The organism is Streptomyces sp. NPDC040589 (assembly GCF_055594445.1).
Map to the genome: position 1 here is coordinate 810,175 of NZ_JBVIWP010000003.1, position 23,511 is coordinate 833,685.

The 23,511-nt window shown below is 70.9% G+C and carries 19 protein-coding genes and 1 pseudogene; 11 read left to right on the plus strand and 9 right to left on the minus strand.

Translation table 11 applies throughout. The features are described 5' to 3' along the window. Window positions 1–16 precede the first annotated feature (16 nt). Both ACZ58V_RS16140 and pgfA read right to left on the minus strand, forming a co-directional pair. Complete coding sequence (locus ACZ58V_RS16140) at window positions 17–1,168, minus strand: glycosyltransferase family 4 protein (protein ID WP_471290464.1); 1,152 nt, start codon at window positions 1,166–1,168, stop codon at window positions 17–19. A gap of 241 nt (window positions 1,169–1,409) precedes the next feature. Next, complete coding sequence (pgfA, locus tag ACZ58V_RS16145; protein ID WP_468191325.1) at window positions 1,410–2,405, minus strand: cell envelope lipid trafficking protein PgfA; 996 nt, start codon at window positions 2,403–2,405, stop codon at window positions 1,410–1,412. A gap of 214 nt (window positions 2,406–2,619) precedes the next feature. Between pgfA and ACZ58V_RS16150 the strand changes: the two genes are divergently transcribed. After that, window positions 2,620–2,772, plus strand: a complete 153-nt coding sequence (locus tag ACZ58V_RS16150) for a hypothetical protein (protein ID WP_184592273.1) — start codon at window positions 2,620–2,622, stop codon at window positions 2,770–2,772. Between the two features lie 2 nt (window positions 2,773–2,774). Next, window positions 2,775–4,019 carry a PucR family transcriptional regulator gene (locus tag ACZ58V_RS16155; RefSeq protein ID WP_468191321.1) on the plus strand — a complete coding sequence of 415 codons (1,245 nt, stop codon included), beginning with the start codon at window positions 2,775–2,777 and terminating at the stop codon, window positions 4,017–4,019. Between the two features lie 46 nt (window positions 4,020–4,065). Here the strand turns inward: ACZ58V_RS16155 and ACZ58V_RS16160 are convergent, their stop codons facing one another. After that, complete coding sequence (locus ACZ58V_RS16160; RefSeq protein WP_471290694.1) at window positions 4,066–6,093, minus strand: TerD family protein; 2,028 nt, start codon at window positions 6,091–6,093, stop codon at window positions 4,066–4,068. 232 nt (window positions 6,094–6,325) lie between these two features. On the opposite strand from ACZ58V_RS16160, the gene ACZ58V_RS16165 reads away from it, so the two are divergent. Together ACZ58V_RS16165 and ACZ58V_RS16170 are read left to right on the plus strand one after the other, a co-directional pair. Next, window positions 6,326–7,099: an IclR family transcriptional regulator gene (locus ACZ58V_RS16165; RefSeq protein WP_471290467.1), complete on the plus strand. Its 774-nt coding sequence runs from the start codon at window positions 6,326–6,328 to the stop codon at window positions 7,097–7,099. Next, the gene (locus tag ACZ58V_RS16170) at window positions 7,096–7,959 is read left to right on the plus strand and encodes an SMP-30/gluconolactonase/LRE family protein (RefSeq protein WP_468191317.1); all 864 of its coding nucleotides are present in this window, start codon (window positions 7,096–7,098) and stop codon (window positions 7,957–7,959) included. The genes ACZ58V_RS16165 and ACZ58V_RS16170 overlap by 4 nt, the downstream gene beginning before the upstream one ends. A 200-nt stretch (window positions 7,960–8,159) precedes the next feature. Here ACZ58V_RS16170 and ACZ58V_RS16175 read toward each other — a convergent pair whose 3' ends face one another. Genes ACZ58V_RS16175 through ACZ58V_RS16185 form a run of 3 tightly spaced genes read right to left on the minus strand, consistent with a single transcriptional unit; the run spans window position 8,160 to window position 11,391 of the window. After that, window positions 8,160–9,566: an NAD(P)/FAD-dependent oxidoreductase gene (locus ACZ58V_RS16175; RefSeq protein ID WP_471290469.1), complete on the minus strand. Its 1,407-nt coding sequence runs from the start codon at window positions 9,564–9,566 to the stop codon at window positions 8,160–8,162. Beyond that, window positions 9,563–10,783 carry an MAB_1171c family putative transporter gene (locus ACZ58V_RS16180; protein WP_471290471.1) on the minus strand — a complete coding sequence of 407 codons (1,221 nt, stop codon included), beginning with the start codon at window positions 10,781–10,783 and terminating at the stop codon, window positions 9,563–9,565. The genes ACZ58V_RS16175 and ACZ58V_RS16180 overlap by 4 nt, the downstream gene beginning before the upstream one ends. Next, window positions 10,780–11,391, minus strand: a complete 612-nt coding sequence (locus tag ACZ58V_RS16185; RefSeq protein ID WP_468191309.1) for a toxin-antitoxin system, toxin component family protein — start codon at window positions 11,389–11,391, stop codon at window positions 10,780–10,782. Before ACZ58V_RS16185 ends, ACZ58V_RS16180 begins: the two co-directional genes overlap by 4 nt. Window positions 11,392–11,652: 261 nt before the next feature. Here ACZ58V_RS16185 and ACZ58V_RS16190 point away from each other — a divergent pair, with 261 nt between their 5' ends. The 4 genes from ACZ58V_RS16190 to arfA all read left to right on the plus strand — a co-directional run bounded on the left by ACZ58V_RS16190 (window position 11,653) and on the right by arfA (window position 16,400). Continuing rightward, complete coding sequence (locus tag ACZ58V_RS16190; RefSeq protein WP_471290473.1) at window positions 11,653–13,008, plus strand: extracellular solute-binding protein; 1,356 nt, start codon at window positions 11,653–11,655, stop codon at window positions 13,006–13,008. After that, complete coding sequence (locus ACZ58V_RS16195; protein ID WP_471290475.1) at window positions 13,005–13,946, plus strand: carbohydrate ABC transporter permease; 942 nt, start codon at window positions 13,005–13,007, stop codon at window positions 13,944–13,946. Before ACZ58V_RS16190 ends, ACZ58V_RS16195 begins: the two co-directional genes overlap by 4 nt. Continuing rightward, the gene (locus tag ACZ58V_RS16200) at window positions 13,943–14,791 is read left to right on the plus strand and encodes a carbohydrate ABC transporter permease (protein ID WP_468191300.1); all 849 of its coding nucleotides are present in this window, start codon (window positions 13,943–13,945) and stop codon (window positions 14,789–14,791) included. Before ACZ58V_RS16195 ends, ACZ58V_RS16200 begins: the two co-directional genes overlap by 4 nt. Window positions 14,792–14,888: 97 nt before the next feature. Then, on the plus strand, window positions 14,889–16,400 hold the full coding sequence (gene arfA, locus ACZ58V_RS16205; RefSeq protein ID WP_471290477.1) for an arabinosylfuranosidase ArfA: 1,512 nt from the start codon (window positions 14,889–14,891) through the stop codon (window positions 16,398–16,400). Between the two features lie 13 nt (window positions 16,401–16,413). Here arfA and ACZ58V_RS16210 read toward each other — a convergent pair whose 3' ends face one another. Continuing rightward, on the minus strand, window positions 16,414–17,517 hold the full coding sequence (locus tag ACZ58V_RS16210) for an NHL repeat-containing protein (protein ID WP_471290479.1): 1,104 nt from the start codon (window positions 17,515–17,517) through the stop codon (window positions 16,414–16,416). Between the two features lie 108 nt (window positions 17,518–17,625). Next, window positions 17,626–20,604, minus strand: coding sequence for a glycoside hydrolase family 35 protein (locus ACZ58V_RS16215; RefSeq protein ID WP_471290481.1), 2,979 nt, complete (start codon window positions 20,602–20,604; stop codon window positions 17,626–17,628). 120 nt (window positions 20,605–20,724) lie between these two features. On the opposite strand from ACZ58V_RS16215, the gene ACZ58V_RS16220 reads away from it, so the two are divergent. Next, window positions 20,725–21,183 (plus strand): RrF2 family transcriptional regulator, encoded by a 459-nt coding sequence (locus ACZ58V_RS16220; RefSeq protein ID WP_184592257.1) that lies wholly within the window; start codon window positions 20,725–20,727, stop codon window positions 21,181–21,183. Window positions 21,184–21,509: 326 nt separating this feature from the next. Then, window positions 21,510–22,163, plus strand: coding sequence for a DUF4360 domain-containing protein (locus ACZ58V_RS16225; protein WP_468191290.1), 654 nt, complete (start codon window positions 21,510–21,512; stop codon window positions 22,161–22,163). Between the two features lie 69 nt (window positions 22,164–22,232). Here the strand turns inward: ACZ58V_RS16225 and ACZ58V_RS16230 are convergent, their stop codons facing one another. Next, the gene (locus ACZ58V_RS16230; RefSeq protein ID WP_471290483.1) at window positions 22,233–22,544 is read right to left on the minus strand and encodes a hypothetical protein; all 312 of its coding nucleotides are present in this window, start codon (window positions 22,542–22,544) and stop codon (window positions 22,233–22,235) included. Here ACZ58V_RS16230 and ACZ58V_RS16235 point away from each other — a divergent pair. Beyond that, window positions 22,537–22,984 (plus strand): annotated as a pseudogene (locus ACZ58V_RS16235) (polymorphic toxin-type HINT domain-containing protein); the annotation flags it as partial. The gene ACZ58V_RS16230 and the pseudogene ACZ58V_RS16235 sit on opposite strands and share 8 nt — an antisense overlap. Between the last annotated feature and the right edge of the window lie 527 nt (window positions 22,985–23,511).

Sequence of the window (23,511 nt, forward strand, 5' to 3'; positions counted from 1 at the left end):
CGGACCGCAAGCCGCCTCACGGCCCCCAGCCCCGCACCGCCTCCGCGGCAACAACCCGAAACTGCCGCACAGTCCGATCCCACCGAAACTGCGCGGCCCGATCCCGAGCCGCCTTCCCCATCAACTCCCGCTCCCGCCCGCCCAGGGCAAGCGCACACCAGGCCGCGGCGAACGAGGACTCACCCCGCGCGAGCACCCCGGTCTCACCGTCCACGACGGAGTCCTTGAGCCCGGGCACATCGAAGGCCACACTCGGGGTCTCCCGGGCCGCGGCCTCCGTGACGACGAGGCCCCACCCCTCCACGGCGGAGGGATGCAGCAACAACCAGGCCGCACACAGCAGCCGGTGCTTCTCGGCCTCGGAGACGTACCCGGTGAACTCCACACCGGGCCCGGCGAGCCGCTCCAGCCGTTCACGCTCCGGCCCGTCCCCGACGATCACCAACCGCCCGCCGGTCACCGGCCGCACCCGCTCCCACAACCGCAGCAGCAGATCGATCCGCTTGTACTCGACGAGCCGCCCGACGGCGACGAACAACGGCTCGGGCGAGCGCTCGGCTCTGGGCCCCGGCTCCTCGACCCCGTTGTGCACGACCCGGATCCGGTCCCGCTCGACCCCGATCGCCCGCAGCGCGTGGGCCGTCGAGGAGGACACGGCGACCATCAGGCTGCCCTGCTGCGCGCCGGTCAGCGCCCAGTGTTCGAGTCTTCGGCCGATCCGCGCCGCCGGGGCCAGCGGCCCGCCGAAGCGCATCTTCCACAGGTCGGTATGGACGTGGTTGACCAGACACAGCGTGGGACCGCGATGCCACAGGGGCGCCAGATACGGCATGCCGTTGCACACCTCGACCAGCAGATCGCAGTCGCCGATCTGGCGGGCGAAGGCGGAACGGGCGCGCAGATAGTGCCCGTACGGGCCGCCCGCCGACACGACCCGGTAGTCGCGGAAGGCAGCGGGGCCTCCGCACAGCAGGGTCACCTGGTGGCCCAGCCGGGTCAGCCCGTCGGCGAGCTTGTCGACCAGCAGCTCGGAGCCGCCGGCCGAGGGGTTGTCCAGATCACGGTGGGCGAGGAAGACGATCCGGCGCGGATGTGGGGGGAGCGCCGGAAGGGGTCGCCGCGCGCCCTGGGACGCGGCACGCAGCGGGGACGGTACGTGCTGGGGCATGGGTGCTCCAACTCGTCTCGGGGTGCGGAACTCAACGTGGGAAAACGTGGGGGGTTCGTTCCGAACGGGAGTCTTGGAAGGGGAGTCTTGAAGAGGTCGGCCTGTGGGGGGCCTGAGATCTTCCTGGGAGGGGAGTGTGGACGGGATGTGCTCGGGTGGGGTTGGACAGTTTTCGCCCGGACGATCGCCACGGCTACTCACCGGCGTGACAATTTCGGGCTTTGTTAGAGCTGACGTCACATCACATCGTGAGGGTGGGCTGGGGTGTATCAGGCGTTTCGGACGGAACGGGCTGCTCCGGCTCCTTCCGCCCACGCGCCACGAGAACACCACCCATCACCGCGAGCACAAAACCGGTCAGGGCCGCCCCGATCGGCAACGTCTCGCCCACCAGCCGCAGTTGACCACTGTCCCGCTTCGCCTGCCGCACCGCTTCCTTCTGTGTCGCCGTCGTGAAGGAGACCTTCCGGCTGTCCAGCAGCACCGCCGCGTCCTTCTTCCCGCCCGGAGCCCGCAGCGTCCGCTTCGGCCCGGTCTGCGCGTAGATCACGCGGCCGGTGGCCTGGTCGACGACCAGCTCGAACCCGTGGTTGGAGTACCACTCCTCGGCGAGCACCTGCGGCCGGCCCGGCTGGTCGACGATGCTGCCGGGCACCATGCGCGTGCCGGTCCTGGTCGGGGGCACCGAGCCGGTGAACTTGTAGCCCGTGTAGCCCTGGACCTTCTCGGTGCCCCGGTAGCGCAGGACGACCGTGTCGCCGAGGGTGTTGTCCCACCACTGGTACGAGCGTTTCTGCACGTCGAAGGGGAACTTCAGATAGGCCTCGCCCTCGATGTACGGCTTCTCCCCGCAGCAGTGCACGGGCCGGGTGGTCTTCCGGTCCATCACCCAGCGGTGCGGCGTGTAGTCCAGCGCGTCGTGCGGATCGGCGGCCGGCAGCGACTTGTCCGTGTCGACCGTGGTGATCACGTCCCAGACGGCCCTGCCGCTGCGTTCGCTGTCCTCGACATTGCCCCGCACCCGCTGGGTGACGGTGATCTTCCGGCCGGAAACCGTCTCGATCCGGTCAGTGTCGAAGACGCTGCCCCGGCCGGTGTAGACGGCGGTCGTGTCGATGTCGATCGGATTCACCGCGGCACGCGGCTGCACATACCAGGCGAGCAGGGGCGCCAGCACCAGCAGGAACGTGCCGAGACCCAGCAGGACCAGGGAAAACGGAGAGGTTGTACGGCGCATCCGGGCACTCCAGTGGCTTGGGACGGCTCGACGTACGAGAAGACCGGCGCGGCGACGAAGCGCGCGCATGCGGTTGGGCCGGGAACCGTAGGCCGCTCTTGACGGGGTGTCAATGCTTGTCGAGACTGGGCGCGACAGGCAGGGACGGGGTGCCCGGGTGGGGCGACCTCCGGATGATCTCCGGACGAATCCGGACAGAGAGGCTGACCCTGCGATGTCGAGACTGCTCGCTGCCGCGCTGACCGTCGCGCTCGCCGCCGCCCTTGCCGTGGGCGCCGCGCTGGGCGTGGTCGCGCTGCTCCAGGCCACACCCGACCAGCCGAACACACCCCTGATCACGTACGAGCAAGCGGACCAGGGGAGTTGACGGTGACAGCCGCCCGCACCGGAACCGTCACCGCACGCTCGGCCTGGCACGACGTACCGCGCTTGCAGGTGCGCCGGTTCGCGGCGATCGCCATGGCCGAGGCGCCCGCGCTCGCCGAGGAGATCCTCTGCGAGATACAGCGCGAGTACCCGCATCTGCCCGTCGTCCTCGACGACTCCGGCGAGCCCATGGCCCTGGTCGGCATCCGCCGCGCCATCGAGGTCTTCGTGCAGCACCTGGAACACTCGGAGGGCCGGCCCACCGTCCCGCCCGGCGTCTTCCAGGACTTCGGCCGCGGCGAGGGCCTGAACGGCCGCTCGCTCGACTCCCTCCAGGCCATCTACCGCATGGGCGTACGCCTGGCCTGGCGTCGCTTCGCCGACATCGGCCAGCGCGTGGAGATCCCGCCCCCGGCGATGTACGAACTCGTCGACGCGGGCTACGAGTACCTGGACGGCCTCGTCGACCAGTCCGTACGCGGCTACGCCGAGGCGGCGGCCCGCCAGGCCGGTGAACGCCTGCGCCTGCAGCGCCGATTGATGGAACTGCTCCTTGCCGAGCACCACCGCGGCGACCCCGCCGAGGCCCTCACCGAACGGGCCGCCCGGATCGGCTGGCCCTTACCGGCGAAGGTCGCGGTGGGTGTGCTGCTCCGCCCGGCCCGCGAGGCGATGGCCCCCGCGGTCGGCCAGGGCGTCCTGCTCGACATGGAGTACGAGCAGCCCCGCATGGTCGTGCCCGACCCGGGCGCGGCAGGCCGCCCCGAATTGCTGCACCGGGCCCTGGCCGGCTGGTCCGGCGCGATCGGCCCGCCCGTACCGCTCGCCGACGCGGCGAAGTCGCTGCGCTGGGCCGAGGCCGCGGTACGTCTGATGGAACGCGAGCTGCTCCCCATGGGCGAGGTCCTCTACTGCACCGAGCACACCGAGGCGCTGGTCCTCCTCCAGCCGGAGGAACTCATCGACGACCTGGCCCTGCGATGCCTCGCCCCCCTGACCCACTGCGGTCCCACCCACGGCCGCCGCCTCGCGGAAACGCTCCTCGCCTGGCTGGAGACCAGGGGCGGAGCCCCGGAGGTCGCGACCCGCCTGGGCGTCCACCCCCAGACGGTCCGCTACCGCCTGCGCCAGATCCGGGAACTGTGGGGCGACGAGATCGACGACCCCGACCGCCGCTTCGAACTGGAACTGGTACTGCGGGCCCAGCGGCTGCGCGGGCAGTTGGGGGCGATGCGCGGGCGACGGTGAGCCCTCCGGCCGGCGCACCCGGTCCATGCCCACCGCCGCCCGGCTGTCACACTGCGGCCCGCTCCTTCGCCGCCGTACGCCCGGATGCCGGAGCGTCCAGGTGGACCACCACCGAGGAGTAGAACCGCTGCACGGCGTCGTCGACACTGCGGATGAAGCCGGACTCGGCGCTGCCCCGGCCGCTGCCCATGCCCTTGAAGAGGGACAGGCGGAAGCCGGTGATCCGCGTGGCGTTGTCCTTGGGGAGCAGGTCGGCCGGTTCGGGGCGCAGCCGCTCCAGCGTGCCCCGGGGGCCGCCGGTCTCGCCCTCCACCAGGGTCTCCACATGCAGGTCCGCCGGTGCCTCGGCGAGCCGGCGGACCAGGCGCTTGGCCCAGGTCAGGGGGTAGCCCTGCTCGGGTGCGGGAATCTCCACGGACGTGCGCAGCTTGGCGGTCCGCAGATCCGCGCTGAGGGTGAGCAGGCCGGGTGCCCCCTCGACGCGCAGTTCCGCCTGGAGCCTGCCCTCCAGGCAGAGTTGGTCGGCGAGGCGAGCGCGACGGGCCCCGGGATCGGTGCCGCGCCTGGTGCGCTGGGCGGGCAGCACCTTCTGCCCGAGTTCGCCGCCGAGCCGCAGGCACACCTGACGGATGAGCCGCTCCCAGCTCTCCACCACCTCCAGGGCGCGCGGGTCGCCCTGGCAGAGGGTCTCGTCGCTGATCCCGTTACGCACGGGCACCCACGCCGCGCCCATGTTCTGGAAGCCGTGGCAGCCGGAGTTCTCGTGCTGGAGGTAGTGCAGGAGGTCCTGGAGCAGCCAGGTGCGGGCCGCGTTGCCGACGCCCTCGTGCCGGATCAGCATCTGTGCCTGGTGGGCCACTTCGGCCCAGGACAGGTGCCAGAGCGCCACCTGGTGCTTGCGCCGCCGGTCGATCTTGACGTCGACCAGCGGGCTGCCCTCCAGCGCGACGTCGTTGGACAGCGTGATCACGGCCTCGTAGCCCCGCCGGGCCGCGATGTCCATGTAGGCCTGCACCTGGTCGGACCTGAGGGGGTTGCCGTTGGTCTTGGTCTCGACGAGTGCCGTCCAGAGCTTGCCGGCGCGTTCGACGCGGATCACTCCGTCGGGGCGCCGGGGCGTGTCACCGTGCGGCAGGGAGACCTCGGTGTAGGTCTCCATGCGGCCGGACGGCGCGCCAAAGGGAGCGGTGACCCGCCTGCCGAACCGGGGCACCTGGGTCATCACCGACAAGAGCACCGAGGTGGCCCGCGTTTCCCGGTCGCGGTCGCTCTTGAGCGCCGACACCGGGAAGAGCCGGGCCTGCTTCCAGGACTCGTTCTCCGCCAGGCTCTTCACGGGCGCCCTGGGCGGCGTGACCTTCTTCTTCGCGGTCCGGGGCCGGGCCGGCCGCCTCTTCGACGCGGTTTCCTCCTCGTCGGCAGGCCCGCGCGGTGCCGGGACGGCTTCCAGCATCGCCGGCGGTCCCGTCTCGGGGACGGCTGCCGCGGCCGGTACGGCGGGCTCATCCGGGGCCGCCGCTGTCTCGGAACCCGACTCGTCGTCGTCGACATCCACGCCGAAGTCGGTGGCCAGCCCCGCCAGCCCGCTCTCGTAGCCCTGCCCGACGGCCCGGAACTTCCACTCCTCCGCCCGCCGGTACAGCTCGCCGAAGATGATCGCGCTCACCTCGCCGGCGTCCTCGATGACGAACCGGAGGAGGCTCTCGCCCACCGCGTCGGCCAGCGTCACCTTCAGATCGTCCAGCTCCCCGAAGCGTGCCCCCTCGTAGCGGCTCGCGGCCACGACGATCCGCTCCACATCGGCCGGGACCGCCGTCAGATCGAAGCTGATCCGGTCCTCGCTGCCGTCCCCCGTCGGCTCCTTGCCGAGGAGCTGCACACTGCCGTCGGCCGCCACCGGGTTGTTGTAGAAGTAGAAGTCGGCGTCGCTGCGTACCTTGCCGCCGGCGTCCAGCAGCAGGACGGACACATCGGCGTCGCCCTCCCCGGTCGGGCTGGACCAGCCCAGGCTGATGATCGCGGAGCTCACGTTCTCGCTCAGGGCCGACAGAGACACGTTCGAGCCCATGGTCATGTCACGCACAGAAATCCCCCCACCTCTGCGACACCTGTGACGTGCCGCACATGCGGCACTTTAATGTGCACGCAACGTGCTCGTGGGGTGCTCGTGGGTTTCCGCCCGCTGGGCCTCCGTCTCGTCTGCCCATTGCCCGGCCAAACCTCTATGGCTAGCCTGTGTTCGTCATGCCGATCGCCTGTTGAAATCTCGAACACAGGCGCCTGAGACACAAAGGGAGGGGCCGGTCGTGGGACGACTCGTACCAGCCGTGACCCGGGCTCTCGACATTCTCGAGCTCTTCCTCGACGGGGACGGTACGCTCTCCGCCCCCGACATCGTGCGCAAGCTGCAGCTGCCGCGTACCACCGTGCACGAGCTGGTGACCACGCTCGCCGCCCGGAAGTACATCGTCCCGGTGCCCGGCCAGCCGGGACGCTACCGGCTCGGCGTACGCCCGTACCAGCTCGGTGCCCGTTACGCCGAGCAGCTCGACCTCGCCGCCGAGGGGCAGCTGGTCGCCCGGTCCGTCGCCGAGACCTGCGACGAGACGGTACACGTGGCGATCCTCGAGGACACGGACGTCATCTACATCGCCAAGGTGGACTCCACGCACGCCGTGCGGATGGTGTCGGCGGCCGGCCGACGGCTGCCCGCCCACTGCACCTCCGTCGGCAAGATGCTGCTGGCCTCCCTTCCCGAGCACGAACTCGCCACGCGGATCCCCGACAACGCCGCGCTGGTCGCGATGACCCCCAACAGCATCACCGACCCGGCCGCCCTGCGCGAGGCCCTGACCGAGATCCGCGAGCGGGGCCTCGCCGTGGAGAGCCGTGAGTCCAACCCGGACGTGAGCTGCGTGGCCGCGCCGGTCCGCGACCGCACCGGCCAGGTCGTCGCCGCCCTGTCGATCTCCGTGCCCATGATCCGCTGGAGCGAGGAGCGCCGCGCCGAGCTGGAGCAGCTCGCCGCGAAGGGCGCCGCCGAGCTGTCCGAGCACCTCGGCCACCGGAGCATGGCATGACGACGAAGCCGTACGAGGTCGCCGTACGGGCCGAGGCCGAGCTCGGCGAGGGGCCGACCTGGGACGCTGCGGCCGGCCGGCTGATCTGGATCGACATCCTCGGCTCCCGGGTGCACACCTACGACCCGGCCACCGGGCGTCGCACGGTCCGCCGCACCGAACAGCACGTGGGCGCGGTCAAGCCGCGCGCCGGGGGTGGACTGGTCCTGAACCTGCGTGACGGGGTCGGCCTTCTCGATCCCGACGGCGACTGCGACGGCGGGTTCCGCTGGCTGCACCACGAGCCGGTTCCCGGCCGCCGTGCCAACGACGCCGCCGTCGCGCCCGACGGCGCGTTGTGGGCGGGCACCATGCGCTACGACGAGGCCCCGGGCGGCGGCACGCTGTCCCGCGTCGGCGGTGACGGCACCGTCGACGTCGTCCTGGACGACGTGGCCGTCAGCAACGGCACCGGGTGGAGCCCCGACGGGCGGCTCATGTACTACATCGACTCCCCGACCCGGCGGGTCGACGTCTTCGACTACGCGGACGGGCGGGTGTCCGGCCGCCGGACCCTCGCCGGGATCGAGGACGGCGCGGGCTTCCCCGACGGGCTGACCGTGGATGCCGACGGGTGTGTGTGGGTCGCCCTCTGGCAGGGCTCGGCCGTACGGCGCTACACACCCGACGGTGAGCTGGACCGGGTGATCGAACTGCCGGTGCCCCTGGTGACGGCGTGTGCGTTCGGCGGCGCCGGGCTGAGCGACCTGTACATCACGACCGCTCGGGTGGGACTGACGGAGCCGCCCGCCCTCGCGGGGTCGGTGTTCGTGGTGCCGGGGGCGGGCAAGGGCGTGGCACAGCCCGCGTTCGCCGGCTAGTCCCGCTGGAGCGCTAGGGCCTGTCGTTTGGATCAGGTCGCAGGGAATCGGCGGCACCTTGTTAGCGCCGGTGAGCGGGGCCTGGTGCGTGCAGTTGCAAGGCGGAGGAGGGAGTCGATGCGGAGCATCGGCGAGTGACGACAACGCGGCAGATGCGCGTGCCAGGCCCCGCGTCTGCGGCGTGATCCAAACGACAGGTCCTAGGGCTCCAGCCCGGCCGCTTTCCGCTCCGTGGCCGTCAGCGGCGGCCCGCTCAGCGACGGCTTGAGCGGCCCCACCGCCGCCGCCGCCACCACCGACGGAGTCAGCAGCACCCCCGCCCCCCGCTCCAGCGACGTCACATCGGTCACCCGGCGGGCGATCCGCCCGTTGCCCGTGGCCGTGTACATCAGCCGGTCCACGTACGCCGTCACGAGCCGGTCCCGGAGGGTGGGGCCCTGTTCCGTCGCGCCCGGGTAGAACACGTCCTGGCCGATGGCCAGGTCCCAGGCCGCGCCGACCGGGCGGGAGGCGGCCTTCTGGATCCGCCGGGCCAGCCCGGGCGTGGCCCAGCCGTGCCGCCGTACCGTGTCCCGCAGCAGCAGAGCGCTCTGCGCGGCGACCGCCAGGCCGTGCCCGTAGACCGGGTTGAACGCGGCGAGCGCATCGCCGAGGACGGCGAAGTTCCCGGGCCAGGCCGGCATCCGCTCGTAGAAGTGCCGGCGGTTGACGGTGGTGCGGGTGAAGGACACGTCGGACAGCGGCTCGGCCTGTTCGAGCAGGTCGCCGATGAGCGGGTGCCGCAGGTCCTCACGGGCGAAGCGGACGAAGTCGTCGTTCTCCCGAGACGGCCGGCCGCCGCGCGTGCCGCACAGGGTGACGATCCACCGGCCCTCCTCGATGGGCAGCAGGAAGCCGGCCCGGCCGGGCCCGCCGTCCCGCCGGTCGGGCTGGACGTTGACGACCGGGAAGCCGTCGCGGGCCGCGGCGGGGGCGAGGTAGAGACGGCTGGCGTAGGCCAGGCCCGCGTCCACCTCGCGTCGCTCGACGGCGGGCAGCCCGAGCGCGGTCAGCCAGTGCGCGGCCTGGGAGCCGCGGCCCGAGGCGTCGACGACCAGGTCCGCTTCGAGCGTCCGCTCGGGTCCGTCGTGGGGCCGGATCCGTACGCCCGTGACCGCGGCGCCCGTGCCGGTCAGGCCCACCGCCTCCGCGCGCTCGACGACCTCGATCCGCTCGTCGGCCAGGACCCGCGCGCGGACCGTCGCGTCCAGCAGGTCCCGGCCGGCCAGGATCACATGGTGGGACTCGGGCCAGCGCCGGAACCAGCCCCGGGTGCCCAGGGCGACGATGTCCGTGGTGACCGGCCGCCGATTCGCCCCGGCCTCCCTGAGCGCCCCGGTGATCCCGGGCAGCAGTTCCTCCATGGCCCGCACCCCGCCCGACCAGAGCATGTGGGCGTGCCGTGCCTGCGGCAGTCCTTTGCGGGGTCCGGGAGCGGCGGGCAGCGCGTCGCGGTCCACGACGACGACCCGGTCGGCGACATCGGCCAGCGCGCGTGCCGCGAGCATGCCGGAGTGGGATCCCCCCAGGACGACGGCGGTTCTGGCGGGGGTGGAGCTGTCAGTCATGCGCGGGCGTTCTCTCTCCCGGGGGCGGCCGCGCGCGAGCGTACCGCCTCGATGTGGTCGCGGTGGCGCAGGGCTCGGGACACGGCCTGGATCTCCTGCAACAGGTAGGTGGTGTCGGGGCCGGAGGGGGAGGCGGTGCTGTCGCTCCGCGGGGCCCGTTCCCGGGCGGCGACGGCGTCCAGGATCATGACGGCTGCGGCCAGCGCCTTCGCCCGGCCGGGCTCGAAGCCGAGACCCAGGGCCGCGTCGTACGACCGTTCCCGCAGCTCCTCGTCGAGGTGCCGGGAGAGCTGGAGGAGCACGTCGCGGATGTACGTCTCGCGGCGGATCAGGCGCAGTTCGCCGGTGGCGCGCGGGGCGAAGGGGGTGCCGCCGCCGTTGACGGTGCGCAGCAGCAGGTAGAGGGGGCGCAGCCGCCGGTGGGCGAGCCGGATGCGCCAGCGTTCGTGCAGGTACTGGCCGCCGTGCGGAATGATGAAGCCGATCGCGACCATGGTCGCCGACAGACAGGCGGCCGAGGGGGCCAGGTAGGTGCTCAGCCAGTCCAGATCGTTGCCGGTCAACCGGGCTATGACGGCGGTGAGTTTGGCGGCGTCGAAGAGCAGGTTCGTCGCGTAGCCGACGCCGAGGAACCTCAGGCCCCAGCGCAGCCAGGCGTCCAGGCCGTCGGTGCGGACCCAGTTCCAGATCAGCCGGGCCGTGATCGAGCAGGCCACGGTGTGCGCGAGGAGGTAGAGCAGGATCTCCTCGCGCATGAAGGGCGTGTTGGCGTAGTACGTGTCCAGGTCCTGGCGGCGCTCGACGGGGACGTCCGCGAGCCAGAAGAGCACCCACAGGGCGACGACCACACCCGCGTAGGCGAACACCACCCACCGGGCGGCGCGGCGCGTCGAGGCCGAGCGGTCGGACAGGCCGTTGCGCCAGGCGACGATCAGCAGCAGCCAGGACGCGCACAACGCGGTGAGCAGCGAGTACACCAGCGGCGCCGCGATGTTCGGCACGCCGGTGACGCGGTTGGTCCAGCCGATGACGGCCGGGGAGGCGAAGACGAACACGGCGCAGGCGAACAGCAGCAGCCCGCCGACCGCGCGCAGCATCGGATCCCGCCACATCTTCAGCAGGCTGGGCAGCTTGATGACCAGGGCGACGGTCAGCGCCCCGATCGGCAGCCAGAAGGAGACGGAGAAGCCGTCGAGGACGTCCCGGGCGTTCGTCATCGCGCGCCGCCTCCGCGTCCCCGGTAGCCCATCGACCGCCGCACCGGATCGAGAGCGGCGTCCGCATCGCGCGGGGGACCGTCCGCGAAGGAGCGGAACGCCGCCGCCAGCCGGTGCCCGAACGCGTCGGCCTCGGCCTCGTCCCGCTCGCGCGAGCCGTCGCGGGCGGCCACCGTCAGCGCCAGGGACTTCCAGCCGGGCTCGCGGTCCAGGGCCCGCACCGCCGCCGTGCCGGCGACATGGTGGTGGTCGTGCCCCGCGTGCAGATGCCACAACTCGTGTCCCAGTATGACCAGTTGCTGCACCGCCTCGGCCCGCTCCTCGACGATGACGAGGTCGAAGTCCTGGAACTCGACCCACAGTCCGGTCACTTCGATCTCGTCGGGAAAGCGCTCGAAACGCAGCTCGACGGGACGCCCTCCGCGCCGCGCGCTCATCTCCTCGCACAGCGCCCGGCACAACGACCGTACGTCGGTGGGGGACTGCTCTCTCGCCCGTACCCCGGCGGCGAGCCCGGCGGCCAGGTCGCGCATGGCGGAGCCACGTCGCGAGCGCCTGAACGCGGCAGTGACTCGGGCGGCCCTCATCCGCGCGCCCGCGATGTCCATCGCTCCCCCTTCTCACCGCCGGCCGACGGCTTGGCAGCGGGTCCGAGACTACGCGCCCGAAAGTGTCCACGTCATGCGATCCGACGCCCGTTGTTCAACGGAGAACGACCGTTCTTGCACGGAACGTCGTGTCCAAAGTCCGGCCGGACCATTGACGCGCAAGCGCTTCGAACTTACGGTCCCGTTCGAAGTGACGAGCAACTTTCGAAATACCGAACGAGTATACCGACAGTTAGGGCACACCGACAGTAAAGGCAGGGCATGGGACGACCTGACCTGAACCGCAGACAGCTGCTGGGCGGACTCGGAGGACTCCTGGTCGCGGGCAGCTTCGGCTTCGCCGCGGGCGGCACCGGAGCCGACGCCCTCGCCTCCGGCGCGAACACCCGCGTCCGGTACTGGAACCTCTTCAGCGGCGGCGACGGCTCCAACATGATCGCCATGCTGGACGCCTTCCGTAAGGACAACCCGGACATCGCGGTGAAGGACTCCACGCTCCAGTGGGGCAGCCCCTTCTACACCAAGCTCGCCATGGCCGCCGCGGGCAACCGCGCACCCGACCTCGGCGTCATGCACCTCGGCCGGGTCACCGGCTTCTCGCCCGGCCGCTTCCTGGACCCCTGGGACGTCGGCCTGCTCGCCGAGTACGGCGTACGGGAGGAGGACTTCAACCCCGCGCTGTGGAAGCGCGCCGTCATCGACGGCAAGCTCTACGCCCTCCCGCTCGACATCCACGTCCAGCTCTGCTTCTACCGCAAGGACGTGCTGAAGAAGGCGGGCCTGCTCGGCGACGACGGGCGGATCGTGCCGGTCACCTCCCCCGACGAGTGGTTCGACGTCCTCAAGGAGGCCCGGAAGGCCACCAAGAAGGGCCTCCAGACCATCGGCCTGTGGGCCAACGACCAGAACTTCCAGTGGTGGTTCTTCGTCGCCTTCTACACCCAGCTCGGCGGCACCTGGTTCAACGCCGCCCACACCGAGGTCACCTTCGACACCGACAAGGCCACCCAGGTCCTGGAGTTCCTGCGCCGCCACACCGCCGACGGCTACGCCGATCCGGGCATGGGCTCCGTCGGCGCCGAACAGTTCGTCAACGGCGCTCCCTTCGCCTGGGAGGGCAACTGGTCGGTCCCGGTCTACTCCGGGGCGAAGCTCGACTACGGCGCGACCCCGCTGCCGCCCGTCTTCGGCAAGCAGGCCACCCACGCCGAGTCGCACGCCTTCGTCCTGCCGCACCAGTCCGACCGCGGCGGCCCGACGAACGAGTCCGCCCACCGCCTCGCCGCCTACGTCGTCCGGCACGCTCAGCAGTGGGCGGCGGGCGGCCACATCCCCGCCTACACACCGACCCTGTCCACGACCGCGTACAAGGAGCTCGACCCGCAGAACGAGTACGTGTCGGCCATGGACCACCAGGCCACCGAACCGAAGGTCTGGTTCGCGGGCTCCACCGGCATCCTCGCCCAGCGCGTCGGCCCGATCGTCGTCTCCGCCACGGTGGGCTCCGCCGAGCCCGGGACCGCCGCCCGCCGGATGAACAGCGCGCTCACCCAACTGCTCGCCATGAAGAACCCCATGGACGGCCACACCGCCGCAGAGGGAGGTGCGGCCGCATGAGTGCGACCAGCGCCCAGAGCATCGCCGCACCCGCACGCGTGAAGACCGCCGCCGACAGCGCCCGCCTCCGCCGCGGCCAGGGCTTCCAGCACGGCGGCTGGTTCGTCGCCCCGTTCCTCGCGCTCTTCGCCCTGTTCGTGATCTGGCCGCTGCTGCGCGGCGTCTGGCTCAGCTTCACCGACGCCAACATCTCCGGCGAAGGCGCGAGCTTCATCGGACTCGACAACTACCGCGAGGCACTCGAGGACCCGCTGATGTGGGACTCCCTCGGCCACAGCGCGTACTTCACGCTCCTGGTCGTCCCCTGCATCACGGTCCTCGCCTTCCTCCTCGCGATGCTCGCCCACCACATCGAACGCGGCAAATGGCTGTGGCGGCTGTGCTTCTTCGCCCCGTTCCTGCTGCCGTCCACCGTCGCCGCCAACCTCTGGCAGTGGCTGTTCAACCCCGGCACCGGAATGATCAACCACGTCTTCGGCATCGAGACGCCCTGGCTGACCGACAAGTCCTACGCGATGCTCGCCATCGTCATCCAGACCCTGTGGTGGACGGTCGGCTTCAGCTTCCTGCTCTACCTCGCCGCGCTCCAGGGCATCCCCGGCCACCTCTACGAAGCCGCCAGGCTGGACGGCGCGAACGCTTGGCACCGCATGGTCCACATCACCCTGCCGATGCTGCGCAACATCACCGGGCTCGTCATCGCCCTGCAGATCCTGGCCTCCCTCCAGGTCTTCGACCAGGCCGTCGTGATGATGGACTTCCTCCCGGGCCCCGAGGGATCGACCCGCACCTTCGTCCAGTACACCCTCGAAGAGGGCTTCACCAGCTACCGCGTGGGCTACGCCTCCGCCATCTCCGTCATCTTCTTCGTGATCATCGCGGCCGTCGCCCTCGCCCGGATGTGGCTGCTGCGAGGCCGTGAGGAGGCCGCCCGATGAGTACAGCCGCGCACCCCCGCAAGCCGTGGACACCCAGCCAGATCGTGCTCACGCTCCTCGGCACCGCCGTCTCCGCCGTCTTCCTGGCCCCCTTCGCCTGGGGCCTGTTCACCTCGCTCAAGTCGGAGACCGAGGCGGTGGAGGTCCCCCCGCACTGGCTCCCCGAGGACTGGACGGGCCAGGCCTGGAAGGCCCTCTTCGAGACCGGCAACATCACCAACTGGTTCGTGAACTCCCTGGTCGTCTCGGTCTGCGTGACGTCCGTCGTCCTGTTGGTGAGCGCCCTCGCCGGATACGGCTTCGCCCGCACCGAGTTCCGCGGCAAGAACGCCCTGATGGGGCTGGTCATGGCGGGTCTGATGATCTCGCCGGCGGTGCTCGGCGTGCCGCTGTTCACCACCGTCCAGCAGATGGGCATGGTGGACACCTACTGGGGCATGATCCTGCCGCAGTGCGCACCCGCCGCGATGGTCTACATCCTCTACAAGTTCTTCCAGGGCATCCCGCGCGAACTGGAGGAGGCCGCGTTCATCGACGGCGCGGGCCGCTGGCGGGTCTTCTTCACCATCGTCCTCCCGCTCTCCCGCCCGTCCCTCGCGGCGGTCGGCATCTTCACCTTCATCGCCTCCTGGAACAACTTCCTCTGGCCCTACATGGTGACCAACAACCCCGACCTGATGACCATGCCGAACGGCATCGCGACCGTCATGAACTCCTACGGCATCCAATGGGCCCAACTCATGGCCGGCGGCCTGATGGCGGGCCTGCCGCTGATCATCGTCTTCGTGTTCTTCCAACGCCAGATAGTGGCGGGCGTCGCGCACACGGGCTTGGCAGGCCAGTAGACAATCGCCCCTTTTCAGGGGCGCGGGGAACTGCGCGAACAACCCCCACAAGCCCGCAGCCGCCACACAACAGAACCACCCACCCCGAAAGGCGAAAATGCAAAAGGCCCGCTTCACCCTCGACCCCGCCTTCACGGTCGGCGAGGTAAACCCCCGCCTCTTCGGCAGCTTCGTAGAACACCTCGGCCGCTGCGTCTACACCGGCATCTTCGAACCCGACCACCCCACAGCCGACGAAGCCGGCCTCCGCCAGGACGTCCTGGACCTCGTGAAGGAACTCGGCGTCACCGCCATCCGCTACCCCGGCGGCAACTTCGTCTCCGGCTACAAGTGGGAAGACTCGGTCGGCCCCGCCGAGGACCGCCCCCGCCGCCTCGACCTCGCCTGGTGCTCCACCGAGACCAACCGCTTCGGCCTCTCCGAGTACATCGCCTTCCTTAAGAAGATCGGCCCCCAGGCGGAGCCCATGATGGCCCTCAACCTCGGCACCCGGGGCGTCGCCGAGGCCCTCGAACTCCAGGAGTACGCCAACCACCCCGCCGGCACGGCCCTGTCCGACCTCCGTGCCGCGCACGGCGACAAGGACCCCTTCGGCATCAAACTGTGGTGCCTGGGCAACGAGATGGACGGCCCCTGGCAGACCGGCCACAAGACCGCCCAGGAGTACGGCCGGATCGCCGCCGAGACCGCCCGCGCCATGCGCCAGATCGACCCGGGCGTCGAGCTCGTCGCCTGCGGATCCTCCAGCCAGTCCATGCCGACCTTCGCCGCCTGGGAGGCGACGGTCCTGGAGGAGACGTACGACCTCGTCGACCACATCTCCCTGCACGCCTACTACCAGCCCGAGAACGGCGACCTCGACTCCTTCCTGGCCTCCGCCGTCGACATGGAGTCCTTCATCGAGAACGTGGTCGCCACCGCCGACCACATCGGCGCGAAGCTGAAGTCGAAGAAGAAGATCAACCTCTCCTTCGACGAGTGGAACGTCTGGTACATCTCGGAATGGCACGAGATCGAGAACTCCGGCGCGCGGGACTGGGCGCAGGCCCCCCGCCTCCTGGAGGACAACTACAGCGTCATGGACGCCGTCGTCTTCGGCTCGCTCCTCATCGCCCTGCTCCGCCACGCCGACCGTGTCACGGTCGCCTGCCTCGCCCAGCTCGTCAACGTCATCGCGCCGATCATGACCGAGCCGGGCGGCCCGGCCTGGCGGCAGACCACGTTCTTCCCGTTCGCGCAGGCGAGCCGGTACGGCCGCGGCCAGGTCCTCGACGTCCGCGTCGACTCACCGACGTACGAGACGAAGAAGTACGGCGAGGCCGACCTGCTGCACGCCACCGCCGTACGCGCCGACGACGGCACGGTCACCGTGTTCGCCGTCAACCGCGGCCGCACCGAGGCGCTGCCGCTCGAGGTCGCCCTGAGCGGTCTCGGCCTGTCGTCGGTCGTCGAGCACAGCGCCCTCGCGGACGCCGACCCCGACGCCCGCAACACCCTCGACGACCCCGAGCGGGTCACCCCCCACTCCGTCGACGGCACGGCTCTCCAGGACGGCACGCTGAGCGCCGTCCTGGAGCCGCTGTCCTGGAACGTGATCCGGCTGGCGTAGACAGCAGGGCGGGTCAGCGTTCGATGCGGGGCAGGGCGGACGAGGACGGTGAGGTGGAGGTCGTGCCGACCGCCCAGTAGCCGCCCGAACCCGGCACGGACACCAGCGAGTTCATCACGACGGGGGTCGTGGCCACCGGCCCCCGCTCGCTCACCCAGGCCGTGCCGTCCCAGCGCAGGTAGTGGGCCCGGGTCTGGTCCCAGAAGTCCCAGCCCGCGATGCGGTCGGGGCGGCCCCGTGCGTCGCCCACGATGCCGGTCAGCATGCCGACGCCGAACGGTGCCGTGACGCTCTCCCAGGCGCTGCCGTCCCCATGCAGCAGGCGGACACCCGGCGGCTTGCCGGGCGGGCCGCCGACGCCGTAGTCGTAGCCCGTCAGCCAGATGTCGTCGGGGGTGACCGGGAGCAGCCCGGTGAAGGAGGCACGGATGCCGCCGGGCGCCGGCAGCACGGCCCAGGCGGCACCGTCCCAGCGGGCGACGAGCTCACTGCCGTAGACGTAGATGTCGCCGCACGGCGAGCGGTGGACGCCCGAAGGGGCGACGGTGGTCGTGACCGGGGGTGCCGCCAGCCAGGTCCAGCTGCCGTTGTGGCCGTGCAGCAGCACTTGGCCGTCGCTGTTCCGGCCGGAGATCCAGACGTGGCCGGTGGGCCCGGTCGTGACTCCGGTGAGGGAGGTCCCGGCCGCCCCGCGCCCCGGGAACTCGGCCTCCTTCCAGGCCGTGCCGTCCCAGGCGAGGAGCCGGGCGGTGCCGGAGCTGTCGGTGCCGACCGTCCAGGCGGAGCCGTCGGGTGCGGCGGCGACGGAGTTGAGGTGACCGCCGAAGCCGGGGCCGGTGCGCCGCCAGGCCGTGCCGTCCCACGCCAGGGCCAGTGCCGTCCCCCGGACGCTGCCGCTGCGGCCTTCCTCACCCACGGCCCAGGCGAGGGACGGCCCCGCGGCCGCCACGTCGATCAACTGCGCGGCGCCGGTGGCCCCCGGGGCGGTGACGGCCTGCCACTCGCGCGCCTCACCGAGGGGACCCTCAGCCGCCGCCCAGGCCGTCCCCCCGCTCGCCGGAACGAGCCCGGCCCCGACCACCGCACCTAACCCGCTGATGAAACGCCGTCTTCGCACGAGTTCCCCTCCCGGTCAAAAGCCCTTGAAAGGCCAACACGGTGAACCAGCGTGCCGCAGAAGGCAATGCACGAGGACGGCTCGATCCGGTCACGCCGGCCGCTCCGGTCACACGGGCTTGACCGGTACCCCTCCCGCCGCCGCGCCCAGCAGGGTCAGCCGTACGTCCTTCGGCCCGGCAGGTGTGGTGCCGTCCGACAGCACCGCCAGCGTCAGTGTGTTGGACCCCCGTGTGCGGAGGATCCCGTTCGGCAGCACGAAGGTGTGCTGCGGCCCTACGTCGTTGATGTACTGGCCCATGTTCCAGCCGTTGAGGAAGATCTGAACGCGGTAGGCGCGACCCGGGTCGTCGTCGAGGACGAGCCCGATCGAGGCGTCGACGTCCGGGGCGACGTCCAGCCGGAAGTCCGTCCGGTACCAGGTGACGCCCTGCCGTCGGTCGGCCCGGGGCAGCTCGGCGTCCTTCCAGTCCCCGTCGTCGTGCTCGGGCAGATGCCAGCCCTCGCGCTCCCCGTACAGCCCGCCGTTGTTCATCGGCCCGCGCACGTGATCGGGCGTGGACGCGCCCTGGATACGCCACTTCACGTCGGGGGAGGCGCCCTCGAAGGTGACGGCGGTCAGTCCGCGCGCCGCCTTGTGCGTGTCGAGCGCCTTGCCGTCCATGTCGTGTGGCATGGGCCGGACGAGCACGGACAACACATGCCGGTCGCGCTTTCCGTCCCGCGCCTCACGGAACCTCTCCCGCAGTTCCTCCGGCAGGGCGAAGGTGGCCTTCGCGGTCCACGTCCCCTGCCGCGCCCGGCTCTTGTCCGGTACGGGCATCCGGTGCGTGCCCAGCGGCTCGCCGTCCAGCCAGGCCATGAGCAGGCCCTGCGCGCCCGTGCTGTAGGCGAGGGAGACGGACTCCAGGCCGTTCTCGTCGCTCCACTCGCCCCGGTACCAGACGTCGCCGTAGTGGAAGCCGTAGTCGTCGGCGAAGAGGACGGGCTGCCCGTCGGGGACGGGCGTCGTGCTGAAGGACGTCGTCTTGTCGGCCACCGTCCAGTCCGAGTCGTCGAAACCGGGCTCGGCCTCCGGGTTCTCGGTCCGCCGCCGCCAGCCGTCGAGCGCGGGCAGGACCGGCCGGGTCACGCCGGGGAGCGGCCGCAGTGCCAGCAGGCTGCCGGAGGCGCTGATCCGGACGGGCACCGGGCGCCCGTTCCAGGTGACATGGGTGATCCCGCGCGGCCCCCACACCTCAAGGCCGGTCGCGCCGGTGGTGTCGCCGGTGAGATGGACCGTGGAGCCGCGCAGGGTCGCCGACCGCAGCAGGGCGGGACCGTAGACGAGGAGCGCGCCGGAGGGTGTCTCGTACGGCCACAGCCGCAGGGCGGTCGCGTCGTCGGCGAACAGCACCAGCATCGGCGTGTCCACGCCGTCGCCCTCGACCCGCACCCGGCTCAGCCCGCCGGCGCCGAGCGGAGCGGTGATGTTCAGCTTGTTGAGGTTCCAGGACCATGCGGGCTCGGCGTCAAGCCGCATGGGTGTCGGCTCGTCGACGCAGTCCAGTACGACCTGCGCGAGATCGCCGCGCCGGCCCGTGAACACGGCGATGTCCTGCCGCCCGGCGGTCAGGCTCAGCATCGGCTGCACGGTGGCGTGCACCAGCGTCCGCTTCCCGAGCCTCAGATCGGCGGCGATCAGCTTGGCGTCCCGCGCCGGGACCATGACCGGCACATCGATCCCGGCGTCCGGCAGCGTCACCGAGACCGCCTCGGCGGAGTCGTTGCGCAGGACGTAGAAGTGGGCGCCGGTGTCCGGGTTGGTCAGGTGGTAGACCTTGATCCGCTTGTCGGTGGCGCGCACGGCCTTCGCCCGGTCCAGCTTGGCGAGGTCGGGCAGGTGGCGCACCGACTGCCCGATCTGGTGCATCGGGGCGAGCTTGGGGGTGGCGTTGCGTGCCTCGTCGATGGCCGCGCCGTAGTCGTACGACGTGTAGACGGCCGGCGCGGGCAGCCAGCCCCAGGAGGTGCCGCCGAACGTCATGTAGACGTTGTGCAGCGTGATGCCGTTGGCGAGGTTGGTCAGGTAGAAGCGCCGCTCGTACGCCGCGTCCCGGGTCCGCCGCGCCTCGGCGTAGCCCTTCCCGTCGAACCAGGACCCGCCCCACGGGTCGAACCAGCCCCCGCCGAACTCGGGCACGAACCCGGGCGTGCGCGGACTGGCCGTGGTCCCTCCCTTCGCCCCGCCGGAACCGAAGTGCCCCCAGTCGGGCGGCACTTCGTCCGGCTCCGGATACCCGTCAAACCCGTAGAGCCAGCGGCCCTTCTCACCGCCGGTGCCGAACGACCCGGGCGCCCAGTGGCCGTTGCGGCCCTTGTCGTTGTGGAACAGCGGTACGTCGATGCCGTCGGCGCGGACCTTCTCGTACAGGTACGCCATGTAGGCGCGCCCGGCCGGGTCGTCGACGTGCGCGTCGTACTCGTTCTCGATCTGGTACAGCAGGACCGTGCCCGTGCCCCGCGTGAACAGCCGCTTCGCGACGATGGCGTTGACGGCGGTCAGCCACTCGTCGACGTACTTCAGATACGTCGGGTCGGAGGTCCGGGCCGTGCCCTCGGTGGCGGTCAGCCAGCCGGGGAAGCCGCCGGCGTCGACCTCGGCGTTGATGTACGGGCCGGGCCGCAGGATCACGTACAGCCCGGTCTCGGCGGCCATGCGCAGGAACAGGTCCAGATCGCGCACCCCGGTGAAGTCGTACCGGCCGGGCGCTGCGGAATGGTAGTTCCAGGCGACGTACACGCTGACGGCGTTGTAGCCGTGAGCACGCATCTTCTGCAGCACGTCCCGCCACAGGGACGGGCTCGGCAGCCGGAACGGGTGCATCTCGCCCGACCAGAGCACCAGGCGGCGGCCGTCGACCAGCAGCGAGTACCGGTCGAAGCCGATCCGGTGCCGCTGGCCGTCCGCGCTCGGCACCGGCGGCGGCGGGCCCGTGGGCGCGGTCCGTCCCGGGTTGGCGGAGGTCGGCGACCCGCTGCCGGTCAGCGCGAAGCCGAGCGCCGCCGTGCCGGCGAGAGCGTGGAAGGTACGCCTGCTGAGCTCCAAGGGAGCGCCTCCTGTTGTGCTGCCGTGCCGTGCGTGGTGCTTACGTGTGCGTGGTGCTTACGTGGTGCCTGGGCGGTGCCTGTGCGTCATTGTCCACAGCCCGACCGCGACAATGGTCCTATGAGGATCTCGGCACGTGCGGACTACGCGGTACGAGCGGTCGTGGAGCTGGCCGCCCGGCAGGAGGAAGGGCCGGTCAAGGCGGAGGCCGTCGCCACCGCGCAGGACATCCCCCACAAGTTCCTGGAGGGGATCCTCGGCGATCTGCGGCGTGGGGGTGTCGTCGACAGCAGGCGGGGCGGGGGCGGCGGCTACCGGCTGGCCCGGGAGGCCTCGGAGATCACCGTCGCGGACGTGATCCGGGCGGTGGACGGGCCGATCGTCTCGGTGCGCGGCGAGCGGCCGACCGGCCTCGCCTACAGCGGCACCGCCGAGCCGCTGCTGCCGCTGTGGATCGCCCTGCGGGCCAATGTGCGCAGGATCCTGGAGGGCGTGACGGTCGCGGACCTCGCGGCCGGCGCGCTGCCCGAGCAGGTGGAGCGGCTGGCGGCGGAACCGGCGGCCTGGGAGAACCCCTGACGGGCCGCGTCCGCGGGTGGTCCGGTGGGGGAGTCCCTGGATGATCCTCATCGCGTCCTCGGGGAGTCCTGGGGCTGACGCACTGGATGCTGGATAAGGCACCCTATGCGCCCGTCGGTGCCCCGTGCGAAATCCCGCCACTGTGAATGGCCGGAGTGCGCCCTGGCCGACCCCTCCCGCCCTGCGTACGATGCGACCGCTCCCGGCCTTCACAGCTCCTTCATGGAATGGTCACAGGCCGGGGGTGCGTGCGCGGTCGTCCGTTGTGATCTTGACATGCGCATGCCCATTTCATGATCCACCCCCCACGAACCGATGGGAGAACCATGGCCGGTGGCCTGCTCCTGAGCGGCGCGGTAGCCGCGCTCCTCACCAGCGCACTCCCCGCGACATCCCCGTCCTCCGGGTTCGACGACCCGCCCCCGGACAAGATCATCATCCAGGTCGCCACGGTGAACGGCTCCGGCTGTCCGCAGGGCACGGCGGCGGTCGCCGTCTCCGAGGACAACACCGCCTTCACGGTGACCTACAGCGACTACCTCGCCCAGGCCGGCGGGAACTCCGACCCGACCGCGTTCCGCAGGAACTGCCAGCTCAACCTGAAGGTCCACGTCCCTGGCGGCTTCACCTACGCCATCGCGAGCGCGGACTACCGAGGCTTCGCCTCCCTGCAGCGCGGCGCGAGCGCGTCCCAGAGGGCCTCGTACTACTTCCAGGGCTCGCCCAGCACGGTGTACAAGAACCACCCCTTCAGCGGCCCCCTCAACGACAACTGGCAGGCCACCGACGAGACGGACTGGGCCCAACTGGTCTACGCACCCTGCGGAGTCCAGCGCAACTTCAACATCAACACCGAGATCCGGGTCAACGCCGGCACCCAGTCGGCCGACAAGGTCAGCTTCATGACGATGGACTCGACGGACGGGGACATCAGCACGGTGTACCACCTGGCGTGGAAGGAGTGCCCGGCGAAGTCCTGACGGTGTGAACGGAGCGGCCCACCGGCCTCGCGTGACCGCGGGCCCGGTGGGCCGCCCCTGGTGCCGCTTTCAGGAGATCGTCTTGATCGCCTGCCATCCTCCCCCGCCGACCACGACGGTCGGGCCGGTCGGCCCGCTCCTGCGGCCCGGCACGAACTCCAGGCCCGCCGCGCTGTTCGACGTCGTCGTCCACAGGTCGGGGACGCCGTCACCGTCGGAGTCGCCCGACGCCGTGAGCAGGGGGCGCGCGGCCGGAGTCCAGCCGGTGGCGTACGCCGTGCGGTTGGCGCCCGTGCCCAGGGAGGCCGGGTCGGTGCCGCCGTCCGGGATCCCGTCCGCGTCGGCGTCCCCGGTGCTGCGGCCGTGATAGAGCCCCGGCACCCGGGTCCTGATGGCCGACGGTTCGACCAAGCCGATCGAGAAGGTCAAGGTCGGTGACAAGGTCGTCGCCACGGGCCCGAAGACCGGCCGCACGTCGGTCCAGACGGCTGCGGCGACGATTGTCGGCAAGGGCACCAAGCGGCTGGTGAAGGTGACGCTGTCGATCCACGACGGCTCATCGAAGTCCACCACCAACACGACCACGATCACAGCCACTGCGGGCCACCCCTTCTGGGTCCCTTCCCTCCGCGAGTGGATCGACGCCGGCGAACTGAAGCCGGGGCAGTGGCTGCGGACGTCGTCGGGGACGTGGGTGCAGGTCGGGGCGGTGGAGGCTTGGACTGCCGGCAAGGCCACGGTCCACAACCTGACCGTCACGGAGGCGCATACGTTCTATGCGCTGGCGGGAGCAGAACCCCTTCTCACGCACAACTGCGATGGCACTGTTCACTGGGTAGACGAAAATGCGCATATGAGCCCGGCAGCCCGCGCCTACGATGACGGAGCGGCAGGTTCAAGGGCAGGACTCGCGCCCGCGCTGCAGTACTACATGCCAGGCCGCAGCAGCCTTTCGCAGGTCAAGTTCGATGGCTTCGATGCGTCGAACGGAGTTCTGATCGACCGGAAGTTGGCTGTCACCACACGGAACAAAACGTACCTGCAGGCCCTGCGACAGTCCGTGGCACTTGAGCAGAACGGGTACTCAGGCCGATGATGCGCATCGTGAGTTTGGAATCGTCTGAGACCGCCCCAGTCGGCGAGCAGGCAATGGCTTGTCCGAAGCCGTCGCGGGTGAAGCGGGCGGTGAAGAAGGTCGCGCGGGAGGTGCGAGGCCAAGGAAGCCGCCAAGGGCCAGGCCCAGAACGCAGGTCAGGGAAATAGAGGGTAGGACTGCCGCGGGGGCGACGGTTCACAACCTGACCGTTACGGACGCGCATAAGTTCTATGAACTGGCGGGGGGCGGCCC

Bases quoted from the DNA above. Each gene is read 5' to 3' on its own strand.
- ACZ58V_RS16140 (WP_471290464.1), bottom strand. From the start codon at position 1,168: ATGCCCCAGCACGTACCGTCCCCGCTGCGTGCCGCGTCCCAGGGCGCG.
- pgfA (WP_468191325.1), bottom strand. From the start codon at position 2,405: ATGCGCCGTACAACCTCTCCGTTTTCCCTGGTCCTGCTGGGTCTCGGC.
- ACZ58V_RS16150 (WP_184592273.1), top strand. From the start codon at position 2,620: ATGTCGAGACTGCTCGCTGCCGCGCTGACCGTCGCGCTCGCCGCCGCC.
- ACZ58V_RS16160 (WP_471290694.1), bottom strand. From the start codon at position 6,093: ATGACCATGGGCTCGAACGTGTCTCTGTCGGCCCTGAGCGAGAACGTG.
- ACZ58V_RS16170 (WP_468191317.1), top strand. From the start codon at position 7,096: ATGACGACGAAGCCGTACGAGGTCGCCGTACGGGCCGAGGCCGAGCTC.
- ACZ58V_RS16175 (WP_471290469.1), bottom strand. From the start codon at position 9,566: ATGACTGACAGCTCCACCCCCGCCAGAACCGCCGTCGTCCTGGGGGGA.
- ACZ58V_RS16180 (WP_471290471.1), bottom strand. From the start codon at position 10,783: ATGACGAACGCCCGGGACGTCCTCGACGGCTTCTCCGTCTCCTTCTGG.
- ACZ58V_RS16185 (WP_468191309.1), bottom strand. From the start codon at position 11,391: ATGGACATCGCGGGCGCGCGGATGAGGGCCGCCCGAGTCACTGCCGCG.
- ACZ58V_RS16190 (WP_471290473.1), top strand. From the start codon at position 11,653: ATGGGACGACCTGACCTGAACCGCAGACAGCTGCTGGGCGGACTCGGA.
- ACZ58V_RS16195 (WP_471290475.1), top strand. From the start codon at position 13,005: ATGAGTGCGACCAGCGCCCAGAGCATCGCCGCACCCGCACGCGTGAAG.
- ACZ58V_RS16200 (WP_468191300.1), top strand. From the start codon at position 13,943: ATGAGTACAGCCGCGCACCCCCGCAAGCCGTGGACACCCAGCCAGATC.
- arfA (WP_471290477.1), top strand. From the start codon at position 14,889: ATGCAAAAGGCCCGCTTCACCCTCGACCCCGCCTTCACGGTCGGCGAG.
- ACZ58V_RS16220 (WP_184592257.1), top strand. From the start codon at position 20,725: ATGAGGATCTCGGCACGTGCGGACTACGCGGTACGAGCGGTCGTGGAG.
- ACZ58V_RS16225 (WP_468191290.1), top strand. From the start codon at position 21,510: ATGGCCGGTGGCCTGCTCCTGAGCGGCGCGGTAGCCGCGCTCCTCACC.